This is a genomic window from Candidatus Harpocratesius sp. (assembly GCF_054039255.1).
Window position 1 is genome coordinate 19058 of sequence record NZ_JBPLBG010000006.1, and the last position, 14370, is coordinate 33427.

Annotated in this window: 9 protein-coding genes; 3 read left to right on the forward strand and 6 right to left on the reverse strand. The window is 28.0% G+C overall.

Annotated features, from left to right (window positions below; translation table 11 throughout):
* Positions 1-33: 33 nt before the first annotated feature.
* Positions 34-1518: an MFS transporter gene (locus ACXLDF_RS00615; RefSeq protein ID WP_457556545.1), complete on the reverse strand. Its 1485-nt coding sequence runs from the start codon at positions 1516-1518 to the stop codon at positions 34-36.
* A gap of 223 nt (positions 1519-1741) precedes the next feature.
* On the opposite strand from ACXLDF_RS00615, the gene ACXLDF_RS00620 reads away from it, so the two are divergent.
* Positions 1742-2257, forward strand: a complete 516-nt coding sequence (locus ACXLDF_RS00620) for a hypothetical protein (RefSeq protein ID WP_457556546.1) — start codon at positions 1742-1744, stop codon at positions 2255-2257.
* A 19-nt stretch (positions 2258-2276) separates the two neighbouring features.
* Here the strand turns inward: ACXLDF_RS00620 and ACXLDF_RS00625 are convergent, their stop codons facing one another.
* Positions 2277-3296, reverse strand: coding sequence for a hypothetical protein (locus ACXLDF_RS00625; RefSeq protein WP_457556547.1), 1020 nt, complete (start codon positions 3294-3296; stop codon positions 2277-2279).
* A 209-nt stretch (positions 3297-3505) separates the two neighbouring features.
* Positions 3506-3739, reverse strand: coding sequence for a hypothetical protein (locus ACXLDF_RS00630; RefSeq protein WP_457556548.1), 234 nt, complete (start codon positions 3737-3739; stop codon positions 3506-3508).
* Between the two features lie 601 nt (positions 3740-4340).
* Here ACXLDF_RS00630 and ACXLDF_RS00635 point away from each other — a divergent pair.
* Together ACXLDF_RS00635 and ACXLDF_RS00640 are read left to right on the forward strand one after the other, a co-directional pair.
* Positions 4341-5408 carry a two-component system sensor histidine kinase NtrB gene (locus ACXLDF_RS00635; RefSeq protein WP_457556549.1) on the forward strand — a complete coding sequence of 356 codons (1068 nt, stop codon included), beginning with the start codon at positions 4341-4343 and terminating at the stop codon, positions 5406-5408.
* A 433-nt stretch (positions 5409-5841) separates the two neighbouring features.
* The gene (locus ACXLDF_RS00640; RefSeq protein ID WP_457556550.1) at positions 5842-8562 is read left to right on the forward strand and encodes a tetratricopeptide repeat protein; all 2721 of its coding nucleotides are present in this window, start codon (positions 5842-5844) and stop codon (positions 8560-8562) included.
* A gap of 37 nt (positions 8563-8599) precedes the next feature.
* On the opposite strand, the gene ACXLDF_RS00645 is transcribed toward ACXLDF_RS00640, so the two are convergent.
* From ACXLDF_RS00645 to ACXLDF_RS00655, 3 genes are all read right to left on the reverse strand, one after another.
* Positions 8600-9397: a hypothetical protein gene (locus tag ACXLDF_RS00645; RefSeq protein ID WP_457556551.1), complete on the reverse strand. Its 798-nt coding sequence runs from the start codon at positions 9395-9397 to the stop codon at positions 8600-8602.
* A 39-nt stretch (positions 9398-9436) separates the two neighbouring features.
* Entirely contained in the window at positions 9437-11518 is a 2082-nt protein-coding gene (locus ACXLDF_RS00650; protein WP_457556552.1) for a tetratricopeptide repeat protein, read from the reverse strand.
* 74 nt (positions 11519-11592) lie between these two features.
* A complete protein-coding gene (locus ACXLDF_RS00655; protein WP_457556553.1) occupies positions 11593-14337 on the reverse strand; it encodes a hypothetical protein in 2745 nt (914 codons plus the stop codon).
* Positions 14338-14370 lie beyond the last annotated feature (33 nt).

A 14370-nucleotide genomic window follows, 5' to 3' on the forward strand; every position in this document is an offset into this window, starting at 1 on the left:
TTACAAGAGAAGAAGTATCAACGATATTATATTTTAAAGCTTTTCTTCCATATAGGGATCCAGCCATTTAATTGCTAACAAATAAAGAGGAATTAAAGAAAGTTCAACAAAAATTGAGATGATGAAAGGGGCATAATGATTTAAATATTCCCATGCAAATCCTCCTAATATTGGTCCAATAGCGGCACCAAATAGAGATACCCATTGACGAGCTGAAAATATCTTTCCACGATTAGATTTAGAAATTCTACTCATTAAATTTGCCAAAACCAATCCATTTGCCCATGCTAAAGAAGTATCAATTAATAAAATAAAAACAAATAAAATAATCGAATAAGTATTGATTAAAAGCCAGGTAACTAAGCTTCCAATTCCACAAATAATTGAAATTGCGATTTTTGGATTAATTTTATCTCCTAATTCTCCCATCTTTGGGGCAAATAATTGAGAAAGAACTTCAGATGGAAGATAAATAAGCATTATACTAAATCCTACTTGGTAAGCATCTTGGGATGCAAAAAAAGTCTCAGTAATATAAATTTGGAGAAAAGGAGATGCAAGACTTTGATTAATTGCTGAAATCATGAATGTAACTAATAGAACTGACATCCCCAATAAAAAGGAATGTTTGGTTTTCAATTTTAAGGAAGGTTTAGTAATGAAAGATTCAGAGACATGCGATTTTTCAGTATTTTTGTTTAATATTTTCTTGGCAAAATTAGTTTCAGAAAAAAAATTACTTGAATTTTGAATATGTTCTTGATTCCTATATATTTTTTTATATGTCTCAAAATTAACATTTTCATTTACACGAAGATAGAAGCGAATACCTGCAAAGATATTAAATGCACAGAATAAAACTAATGGAAGAAATAACAACCAAGCATTATTTGGAATGAGTAAATTCATACTATAATAATATAATATCGTAAAAATTGCTCCAATTAAGTTTCCCCAACCAATCATTCCCGCTTGCTTTCCAAAAGCGGTTGAACGCACAGTTTTAAAAGTTTTTTGTGAAATTAATGCATTCAATGGAGTCCAAAAATATACAACAGCTAATCCAAGAAAAAAAACACCAACACCAAAAAGAATCAAGTTATTAAATCCTAAACCAAAATAAAGAAAAATATAAGAAATCCCTCTTCCCACAGCACCAATAAAGACTAATTTCTTTTTTGATATTCGATCTGTCAAATAACCTACAACAGGTGTCATTAATAGACCGCCAAAAGTTTGTGCAGCAAAAACAAATCCTGTCTCTGTCCCGGAACCATTTAAAAGTTGATTAGTTGCAAACCTCAGCAAAAATGTATAAAGGAAAAAACCCAAGCTGTTCCAAAATACAATGTTATTCATTTGATCAAAATCAGGAGTGCAAAATCTGTAGAATTCATGTTTATTTTTCTTCTTTTTTCGATATTTTTTATTTTTTGAAATTGAAATTTCTTCGCTTTTTTGAAATGTAAGATTATTTGAATAATTTGGTTCAGGAAGCGGTGATAATGCTTTATTCATGTGGGTATTAGCCTTTTAGAATTATTTGGATTTATTTTATTCAATTTAATTTTTGTTGCATTTAAAAAAAATCTTTGATTGACAGAATTATTTTGAGGATTTAAAGATACTTTTTTACATTCAGTAAAATCCGAACTATCATTTCTTCTTTTAAGATAAAAGAATTTCTTTAGAAAATAAAATTTAATTAATTCAACTAACATAATTTTAAAAGGATATAAGCATGACGCTTTCAAAAAAAAATAGAACATTAATGATAATAGGAATAATAATAACAGTTCTTGGAGGAACTGGCACCTTTGGTGGCTTGTATTATCGAGCAGTTAACCAAATTAAAGTGGATGTAGAACATATTTATATTACGAATTATAGTATAGGAGGATCTCTACTAAATCCAACAATGGATGTTAATTTAGAAATTAATGCTTTAATCTCTAATCCAACAAATATTGCTGTTAAAGTAGATTATGCCCAATTTAAGATATATCTCGATGGTTTATACTCAGGAGATGGTCAAACATCTTCATTTACAGCGACAAAGACCCCTTCTCCTATGAAAATCAATACTTTATTAGATGATATTGGTGGTTCACAATATTTGCTCTTAGCTGATCTCATTTTATTCGGGAATTCAAAAGTTGCTACAATTCAAATAACAAATGTGAAAGTTATGGGAATAATTGTTGAAATCAACCAAGATATTAATGTTACAATCACACAAGAAGACTTTCTTTTTTAATTTTAAAATTATACCGTACCTAATTTTCTTTATTTATTTTTTTTAAAACATCATGGACAATGAAATCCACTGATTGGTTCCACTCATGAAGATCCTCATTAAATCCATCTGGATCAAAGCTAAAAACTTCTGCTTTTGGATAGTCAACATAGACAAAATGAAGTTCATATAATTTCTCTTGTAAAATATGAAGTAAATCAGAAAGTTGATGTGTCGGTAGGTGAAGGTACCAATAAATGGTAAATTTTTCATAATTAAAAACAGAATAAAAAGGAATGGGATGTAAAATTGTTCGGTGATGTATTAACTTTAATTCTTCTTCAGGACCGTATCCCCAGATTAAAACAGTATTAACAATATCAAATAATTTTGGATCAATCTGAACTTTATATCCACTTATAACTTCTGTTTCGAGTTTTTTTCTTCTTCGACTTAAAGTAGAATCATTTATATCATAATTTTGTTTACGAAGCTCCTCCTTAAGTTTTGTATTAGGACGGCGCGCATTCACAACAAGTTTATTTAAAAGAGCAATGTCTCTTCTTTGAATCCATGATTTGACGCGGAATTTTTGGTTTTTAATTGGATTACTAAAATCTTCTGAAATTGAAATTTGAAACCATTTTTTCCATTCGAAATTCCAAGAATAATTCTCAGGACTCCAATATCGTAAATCAAATGGTGTAATATTGAATGGTTTTGAAAAGTGTAAAAAAGAAAAGTTTTCAATTTTATTTTGAAATTTTAATTCTCGAAATAAAAGTTCAAGATTGTCTCCTGATCCTATAGGACTACGAAATTGAAAATAAATACCTGTAATTTTTCCATAAATTCGTGCAAAATAGTAAATATATGGATGAATTCTCCCCATTTTTTCTAAAAAGTGCAAATTTGAAAGAGAATTAACTTCTGAAAAAATATCATAAGTAGTTAATCCTAAATTTCTTAAGTTAGGAATTGCCGATACCCAAAATGCAGGTTGTAATTTTTGAACGATGTCATATACGGTGGTTTTTGGTATTTTGGTAAGTCCTGCCAATTCTTCATATGTTGCAAAAGGTCTACGATGAATATGAAGAAGAATTTGGATATCTTTGAATGTAATATCATCAAGTAAAATATTTTTTGTAATTTTGATCCCTCTAAATTAACTCATAAAAAAAAAGGATTTTGAGTAATATAAAAATTATTGATGCAAAATAACAGGATTCTCCTTAGGAATTTGTGGAATAGAAAAACCTATTCGATTTATCCAGGAGTCCCTCCTGCACCCCCAGCTTCCTTCTCCAATAAGGAGAAATCAGAAAAGAATGATTGAATTTGCATCCAAATCTCGCCTATTTTTCCACTTATGTCAAGATTTGAAAAGCCTTGGGAGAAAACAGAGTGGTCAATTGCGGTGATAACAAAACCTATGAATACACCGACTAAAGCTATAGAGAAAAAGAATATCGTCCATTTTTTTATTGTTTGTCCATTCATGATGAGGGTCACCCTCATTTTAATTGAGAGGAAATGAGTATATAAATCTTGCGAAAAAATTCAATTATTTATAAAAGAATTCACATTTTATTTCCTTTATAATCTCTTAAATTACATGGATAATTTCTATTTACCTTAATAGATTTTATTATTTTCGTTAATGCCCCATAATTTTTTATGAAATCAACAGTTTATTTTGAAAATCTAATATTTTTCTAATATCTTCATAGGAAACATTGTATTTCAGATAGTATAGTATTGGTAGGTTATTCAGAATATCTTTTATATAATTCGGATTTCCAAATTTTTTTATAGGAATATTAATATTGTTTATTCGACAATAAACGGAAAAATGATTTTTTTATCTTGAAAGATCTATGAAAGGAGAAAAGGAATTTGCAGACAGAGTTAAAAGAGATGCATTGTTTAGAAATAAAAGAAGAAGGAAATCCACATTTAATTAATTCAAATTACTATATGCAAAAAATTACTATTCCAATATATTTTCATTAAAGGAAATAAAAATGGATGATTTTCACAGCTTAGACATTATTAAAAAACAATTTTCGGTTATATCCTAAAAAAACAGGAATAATATAAAATGGCAATGTTAAAGATGCAAAACTCATATAATGTGAACTCTCTACAAGAATCAAGCAAAATAGCAACCTTAAGGTGGAAAATTCCTATAATTTTTAACTTAATTTTAGGAGTAATTTTATTATTTCTTTTTATTTTGCTTGCAAGTACTGATATCCACTATAAAGACAAGTTTCTTTTAATTTTCATAGGGTGCATCTTTCTTTTAGCAAATAATATATACCTTCTTTTTATTCAATCAAAAGAAAAAACAAATTTATCAATAAATATTGAAAATAGTAATCCAAAAATGGATGAGAGAGATTTCAGTGAACTAACTAGAGGAATTGCACATGATTTTAACAATATTCTTACAACTCTTTCAGGAATACTTTCAATTTCGTTGATAGATATTCAAGAAAAATCACAAGTTGATCTTATCCCAATTTTACGGGAGAATCTTGATATTGCCTTAAAAGCAACACATAGAGCTACTGGATTAACAAGACAATTGCTAAGCTTCTCAAAAGGAGGACAACCAATTCGAAAAAACTCATCTTTAGAAGAAATAATTAAAGATTCAACTAAATTTATTTTAGCTGGTTCAAGTGTTGCGAATCATTTTAATATTTCTAGAAATATCCCACCTATTGATTTTGATCCAGACCAGATTAGTCAAGTTGTCCAAAATTTAGTGTTGAATGCAAAACAAGCGATGAGTAATCATGGAAATTTGTATATTGAACTTTCTTATTATGAATCTGAATATTCATTCTTCAAACGTTATGGAGATATTGATTTAGTAAATTGGAAGGGGAACAATCAAAAAAACTATTCAAAAAAGATTCAAATAGAGTTTCCTTGCATATGTTTTTCCATTCAAGATGATGGCCCAGGAATTAATCCTGAAATAAGGGAAAAAATCTTTCATATTAACGTAACAACAAAGAATGAAGGAAATGGTCTTGGATTAGTATCATCTTGTGAGATAATCAGAAGACATCATGGAGAAATCGCATTTAGCACAAAACTAGGCATTGGAACAACATTTTTTGTTTTCTTGCCAATCACTAAACAAAATAATTCTTAAACATGAACATTCCGAAAAGACATACACATATACAACCAATATGACAAATAAATATTAAAACCCAACGAAATCAAACATCCAATTAGACAAAACCCCTATATCAGGGAGATTCCAAATTTTCTTGAACTTATTCGCACTCATACTTGATATACAAAGTTGCTTATACTAATGTATATTCTAAGTAAAATCACAAATCTACACCTTATATTATTCTATTTAAGAGAATTTCTAATTCATATTAATTATAGCAATATTTTTTGATTTCTCAAGCAAGAGATTTAAAAAATAATCCACACTTAAGGGTGTAAATTAGTCGAGAAAAGACACATATTGAGACAAAAAAGTAATATAATTATATTTTTTAGAAATGACTATATAATAATGTGATTTTTATCTTTATTTATGATTTTTAAAAGAAGGATGTGTGATAAAAATGATAAGTAAAATTCTTAAAGAAATAAGATCCATTATTCCGCAGAAGGGAGAAATAACTTATTTAGTTGGTGCAGGTATCTCGATGGAAGCTCCAACAAATTTACCATCAGCTATTGAAATTGCAAGAAATTTAATTGAGATCTGTGCACCCAATGAAGAGAAGAAGAATTTAGAAAATCTAAAAAATTTAAGTTATGAACGGTTGGTAGAATCAATTCAAGATAGCTTTGATCATAATTTAGATTTTTTAGATTATTTTGATTTAGTAAAAGAACCAAATCTTATACATTATTATTTAGCAGACAAAATTCAAAGTGGATCCTATGTGTTAACCACAAATTTTGATTATATGATTGAAATCGCTCTTTGCCGCTTACTTAAAAAAAAGAACAAAAAAAAGATTCAAGTTATAATTACAAGAAAAGATTTTGAGAAATATTCTAAACCTGAGGAGATTTATAGATCTGGAAAATATCCCATATATAAAATTCATGGAAGTAAAAAAAATATTATAACTGGAAAAAATACTTCTGACTTCTTGGTTACTACTATAGATGCTTTAGGGAAAAATCGCGAAATAGGTAAAACTTTCGCTGTAGAGAATTATAAACAAGAAACTCTAAGAAATCTATTGAATCAGCGAATTTTAATTGTAATGGGATATTCCGGCAACGATGATTTTGATATCAGCCCTTTATTAAAAAGGATCCACAATTTGAAAAAGTTAATTTGGATTACTCATTCAAATAGTGATCTTATCAAAGTAAATCGAATAGACTCAAAATATAAAGGAACAAATGATTTACTGGCAGAAATCTGCGTAAATAATAAATTTCCGATTATAGAAATTGAAGCAAACACAGTGAATTTTATTAAAAATTACCTTTCGAATAAAAAAACCTTTTATGATCTAATTCAAAGGGATATTTCTCAAAAACCACAAAATTTTAACTCATGGCTTAAAACATTACCCACTTATATTTCAATCTCCTTAGAAAAAAAGTATGCTTTTGCAGGTAATCTCTATGTAGGGTTATATAAAATAAATGAAGCTGAAAAATGTTTTAGTAAATGTTTAGATATCTTGAAATCAAGCAATAGCCAACATTTAAAGGCAGCAATTTTGAGCAATTTAGGGACAATATACTATTATAAAAGGAAGTTTAATATTGCTTTAGAAAATTATTCAAATTCTCTATTAATCGCAGAAAAAATCAACGATTCAAGTCTAAAAACGATGATTCTTACAAATATCGGGTTTTTATATCAGAATCTTGGAGATATGGCACAAGCACTTAAATTTTATAAAAATGCGTTAAAAATCGCGAAAAAAAAAGAAAATTATGAAGAACAAGAAATTCTGACTAATCGCATTGGAACGGTCTATTTATTGCAGAATGATATAAAAAAATCTTTAAAAATTTTCCAAAATGCATTAGAACTAGGCAATTCTGTAGGAAATCTCGTTATCAAAGCAGAAATATTAAACAATATTGGATATGCATATTATAAATTGAATCATTATAAAAAGGCATTAAAATATTATTCAGAATCATTAGCAATCTCTGAAAAGCTAAGTGATATTCAAGGAAAAATCAATACTCTCATTAATATTGCGATTGTACATAAAGTATTAAAAGATTATAAAACTGCTCTAGACAAGGCCTTTAATGCACTAAAGATTGCTAAAAGTTCAAAAAGTTTGAAAATGGCTGCTTTTTGTCATAATCATATTGGCCTTATTTATTCACATAAGGGATCTGATGATTTAGCTCTTAAAAATTATATAGAATCATCTAATTTAGCTCAAAAATCAGACATTTTATCAGATAGAGCAGATGCACTAAATAATATAGGTTCGATATTCTTTAAACGTGGAAAATACAAAAAAGCACTTCAATATTATTCAGAAGCGCTTAAAATTCAAGAAAAACTTAGAAATATAGAAGGTTCAGCAGATACACTTTACAATATTGGATTGACTAATTATAAATTAGAACAATATGAAGACGCGATTCAAAATTTATCAAGATCTTTAAAGCTTGAAAAAAAAACAGGGAATATTTACCATCAAGCAGATATTCTCAGAAATTTAGGTAACATATACAAATCATTATCCAAAGACGAAAGAGCAATTCAATATTATTTAGAATCACTAGAGATCTATGAAAAAGTTAGTAATTTAGAATATCAAACAAGAATTAACAATAATATAGGCGAATTATATAAAAAATTAAAGCTATACAGCAAAGCATTGCAATTTTTTAACCAGAGTCTGAAAGTAAATAAAAAATGGAAAAATCTATCTTTTGAGGCAGATATTTTTAATAATATTGGAATAATTCACTTTCTAAGGAAAGAATTTGAAAAATGTATAAATTTTTTTTCTCAGGCTATTGTAATTGCTAATAAATTGAATGAATTATGGAAAAAGGAAAGTTATTTATCCAATTTAGCAACAACATATGAAAATCGGAATAATTATAATAAAGCATTAAAATACTATTTAGAATCTTTAAAATTAGCAAATAATCTAGAGGATTTTTCTATGAAAGTCCGAATTTTACTCCATTTGGCAAGTATCTATGAAAAACAAAAAAAAGAGATTCCAGAATCTATTAAATATCTGGAAATGGCCGCTGAAACTTATCAAAACATGAATCAAATATCTAAAATGGAAGAAATAAAAAATAGAATTAAAATATTAAAAGAAAGTTAACATCTTTCTATAAACATGACAATTTTTAAAGATCTAATTATCCAAGAATTTTTTCTTTATTTTTTTCATACCATATAAAGATCATCATAGATACAAAGGCATCTTCCAAGCAATACAATAGTACATTTTGTGTTTTATGGCAATCTAAGCAAATATGGTGCTCTGATTGAAGTAAAAGATTTCGATAACTCCAATTCATTGCTCGGAAAAAGGATTTCCAATGCCATTTATGCTTAAAAAACTTACAGGCTATTCTTTCATATCCAAAATAATCTTCAAATGCTGATAACCCAATCCCTGATATACAATAAGCATCATTTTTGGATTTTAAAGCATTTTGCAAGCACAATTCAGAATTCTCTAACCTTTTTTTTGATTTCAAAGCTAGTTGTCGTTCTTTTATATTACATCCGTGAGATATTACAATATTCGCGTCAATCTTACTAAAAATTCTTCTAATCTTTGCCTGCAAAACGAGATCTTTGTTTTCTGAACGAAAAATATTTTTCACCACTTTAATATATACTTTGTAATTTAATGAAGGAAATACTTCAATTGCACAAAAACAAAGCAATTTTTTATGTATTTCTTCAATATCATAAGCAAATATTGGTTCAGAATGATTTTTAAAATAAATATGAAATAACTCACTATTTGATTTAAATTCAGAATTAATCAATTGTGTTAATTCATTTTGTAATTCTTCTTGGTACTTAATAGACAATTCCAACGCAACCAAATATTTTTTCTGTGTAATTAACTCTTTCTCAAAATTTTTGAGAACTTTTTCTTCTGGTGAATATTCATGAGATTTCTTATTTTTTTTTTGAATCAAATGTGGTTCACCAAGAAATCATTTTGTAAATTTTTTCACCTATTTTAATATTTTCACCATATCAAGATCCATTTTAAGCAATTCTTGCAAAAATTTATCAAAACAAACGACATTTCCTGAAAAATTAGCGAGTTCTTGCTTATAAATATCATAAAATCTGTGATAAATAAAGGATAATATTTTTTTTGATTCATCAATTGTTGAATAAATCGAACAACGACCTAAAATGAAAAATTCTTTATCTGGTTCTAAATAGAAATCAAATCGGCTTTCTCCCATCTGAATACTCTTGATCTCTTGTTTAGTAAGCTCCTTACTAAAATTTTGAAGAGCAGAAAGAAATCCACCTAAAAGAATAGAATCAAAAGAAAGTTCTGGGGCATATGTAAATAATTCGATCCCACTACTGCTGAATATCCATAAATCACGTAAAATACCCAATTTTGAAGTCTGCTCACTCCTTCTCGCCAATAATTGTTCTTTTAACTTTTCTTTTTGCCTAAGGTAGTAATGTTTTTTTTCTACATCATCATTATAAATTATACTTAAGAGATCAAAAATTTCTTCCATTTCTGCAACAGCTTTATTTATTTTTTTATAATGATTAAGCGCAGTAATTAATTCGATAATAGCTTCTTGTTTTTGTTCTGAAAGGAGAAGGTTTTTTCCTAAGATAAAATGGAATTTTGCAATAGATAAGCGATCTAATAAAATAAAATTTGCCGTATCTTGCATGAAAAACTGCAATAAATTAACATTTTGTCCGAAATGTCCAAATTTTTCGTGAATCTGAACAATTTGAAGTAGAAATCTAATTTTATTAGAAAAATCACTTATCTTTTCACAAGAATCGATAGCTTTTTCAAGATAATACACTTGTTCAGAATAACTATCATCAAAACTATAGATTTGCGAAATAAGGGGGTAAATCATGATCAATTGGTTATAATCTTTTAGTTTTTCCCAGATTTCTGCAGCTTGGGCGAGATACTCAAGAGAATTTTTTAAATCTGAATTTTCATGGATGTTTATTTGCTGCCATTTTTTAATTCCTGCATTTTTAATGGAATTTATTGTGCGGTAATAATATTGCAATGCTAGATGATAATTAATTAACCCTTTTTGTTTAAGCATATTTTGACTAAGATTTTGAATTTGATTAGAGTTGAAAAATTGATTTGATTTAATAAATTCCTCAATCGCTTTACTATAAAGATTCAATTTTGAATAACATCTACCAAGGATAAAATGATATTGAAAAAATGAAATATATTTAGTTCTTTGAAGTGAAAGTGATTTTAGTTGTTTAATTGCTTTTGAATATTGAAAGCTTGAATATAGAGAAAAGCCCAATAAAAATTGGCTTGTTTCGAGATACTTTTGGTGATTTAATTGCTTTGCGATAGGGATTAAATTCTGAAATATGTTTACAGCAGTATTAAATTTCTTTTCTTTAATTATCATTGTTCCCTTAAGATAAAGTGCTTCCATGTAAAGTTTTTCATGATTTTCCCTGTTGAATTTTTCAAGAGGTTTTTGAAGTAATCTGTACGCATATTTGAAATTTCTATTTTGAAACTCTACAAGAGCTTTTTTAAAATCCTCGACTGCAACAGAAAATGAATAATTTGAATCAATTTGTACTTCTGATTCTAGTGATTTCTCTAGGGTTTGGTACACTTTTAAGAATTTTGAGATAACTTTATCAGATGAAATGCTGTCTTGAAATTCACCAATTCCTTTAAGTGTGATTTGTAAAGCGAATTGCTCTATAATTTCGTCATATTCTGGAAGAATAAGTTCTGAGTATTCATCAGGAAAAACAACAGCAATGCAAAATGGTTGCCATTTCATTGAAAATGACTCTTGTTTTGTGTGAATAAGTACCCTTCCCCTTATTTCATATAAATTAAAAGGAATTGAAATGTTAAAAGAAGAAAAATCGCTCCAAAATTTCTCTAATAAGAGTGATTTTGCATTTAGAAATATTTGGCGAGTAATAATTTTTGGATTTCCAAAATTCCAAGGGTTTGGTTCAAGTAAATCGATTTTAGGACCTTCATTTTCATCCCAATGGGCAAAAATCACTCCAAGAGGGGAATTTTGTGAGATTTCTGTCAAATCAATGAACTCCTTTTAGTTAAAATAAAAAAGATTAATAATATAAGTTATTTTAAAAAAGATTTAATCTTTAATTATATAAATTTATTTAAGCGTTTCAATATTTGGCTATAGATTTCTGCAGTTTTTTCGATATCTCCTTGATCCAAAATATTCTGAGCGTTTCTTGAGAGATTATCTACAATAATCTTCAAATTTTCGAATTGAGTCATTTCAATCATTTGATATTCATGTAATATCTCATTTTCTTGCAGAATTTCTTTAAATGCCCACTTAATCAATGCACCAACTGGTTGTTCATTTTGCGCTTCAGGAAGAATGTTTTTTGGTAATTTTATTTGATAGTGATAAAAAGTAGGGATAATATCTTCAATTATAACCCCAAAAATTGCTTGGGGAAATTTGTTTTTGAAATACATTGTTGCTTGGAACAACCCCTCGGGGGAATAAGTTTTAATTTTTGTATGGGTTTTTATAACCTTCAGTTGATTTTTTAATGGAACTAAAATAGTTCGCGATACACGTTGCCGTAATTCATAATTTATCTTAATTGATTTTTTTGCGGGGATATCACTTAATTTCCAATGAAGAACCAATCCTTCTTTCTGTAATTCTTCACTTGGTTGAACTTCATTTTCGATTCCATCTATTGTTATCTCTGAAATTTCAAAATTATAAGGAATAATGTCTTCAACAATAGCTTCAGTAATCGCATCATTAAATGGATTATCAAAACCAGAATTAACCCTAAATGACGAAGTTTTTAAAGTTTCTTCGGAATTTTTATTTAAATCTGAAGAATACATAAATATTTGTGATTTTGATTTAATTTCCATTGTTTCACCTGATTTACTTGTGAGTAATAAAGAACTTTCCATTTCTTTCTTAACATCTACACGTTGTTCATCTAATAACGCACCTATTTGAGCAAGAACTTCATTTACGTCATCGGATAAGTTCGGTAAAAGATCTTCTAAAGGTAATTCTTCAACTAAAGGAAGAATATTTTTCTCTACTTTGATTATTTCTTCAACTTCTTTGGCTTTTTCAAGTAATTTTGCCTGTTCTTTGGCACGTTGTGTCAAAATCTCCTCTATTTTCGTCGAAGCAAGTTTTTGGAGATCATTATATCTTAGTATCTCATCATCTTTTTCAATTAATGGGAGAATCTCTATAATGCGTTCCGTATTTCGTTTCAATGCCCGCCATTGAAAATTTTTCTCATTTTCTTTAATTTCACTACGAAGCCTATTATATAAAGAGAGGTTTTCTTCATATGCTGCCTTCTTTTTCTCTATTGATGCTTTTATTTTCTCTAAATGTTCTTTATTCTCTGGAGAATTAGATATAATATCGTTTGAAAGAAAAATTGCAAGATCACTCAGAATTTTATTATATTGCCTTTTATTTTCCAGTTCAAGGAGATTTTCTTCCCAAGAATCTATTTTTTTAACCAGATCTTCTAAGAGTTTGAGACTAGTTACTCTTTCATTGATTTGATCTCGATAATCTGATACATCTTGTTGTAATTCTTCATCATTAGTTTGAAGCGCAAATAAATAAAGCTTTTCTACATGGGTAAAAGTTTCTGGAAATTGATGGTTATTCAAAAATTGTTCGATTTCTTCTTTTGCATTTTGTATATATTCAATATTTTTACTTCTTTTTGATTGTGTCTCCTTTTCCTGTTTACTCCATGCATCTTTTAATTCTTGTAATGTTTCTTTTTCCTTTTTCCATCGGACTAATTCAGAAGAATGATTGGATGAATTAAGAAAATCGATTATTTGATTAATAATTTGAAATGCTTGCTCATATTCATGTTTGTATTTTGCATGTTCATAGGTTTCTTTAAATTTTTTTAATTTTTGATTAAATTTCTGCTCTTCTTTTTCCCATAGTTTATAATCATCTTCAATTTTATCAATTTTTTCCTTGGTTGAAGAATTAATTTCTAATTCAGGAATTTCTTCATGAATTCGTAATATCTTCTGGCCAATTCGGTGAAGATCTTTTAAATTTCTTTCAGGAAAAAGTGTTTCAAACTGTTCTAAGAGTTCTTGAAAATCTTTTTTTTGCCGTAAATAATTATCATAAAGTATTTTTTCAGAATTTAATGAACGTTGAAATTTTGAAGGTATTGATTCATTGAAGAGAATGGAATAATATTCGTGAATCTCCTCAGAAATACTATGAGCATCAAGGAATTTTTTATCTTTAATTAGAGAGTCAAGTTTTGCAATCATGTGAGGGATTTGACTTTTTATCTCAGATTTTCTTGATTTCAAATCCTTAACACGAAGAATTTGTTCTTTTAAATTAGTATATTCTTCAATAATATCCCAATCATAAATTTCGCGGGCAGTTTGAATAAGTTGTTCTATGTAATCTAACGCAGTTTCGAAATTTCCTACATTTTTAGCTGATGTAATGTTTATCTTTAAATCGCTTAGAAAAGCATATTTCTCAAGACGGAATTCAGCCCACCTTCTTTGCTTTTTTCTGATTAATTCTTGATCAAGTTGTGTATCTGCCCAAAAATCACTTGATTCATTCCCTTCATCCACTGTAAAATGTCGGATTATTGATATCTCAGGGTTTTTTTCCAATATTATTTTTTCCGCAATTGGAATTGAATTTTTTAATTTTTGTCCAGCATTTTTTCCTACCCAAACATACAAACGCTTCTTTTCACTATGGTATAAATAAATTACATTAACAGAAATTAGCTTATCTGGGAGATCATCTAAATCCAATTCCTCAATTTGTCCATCAAGTTTGAGAATGTACAAAAGAAGATATTTTGATTTACTATTCATTTGTAGTCACTAATTTTAAGTAATACGCGCTTT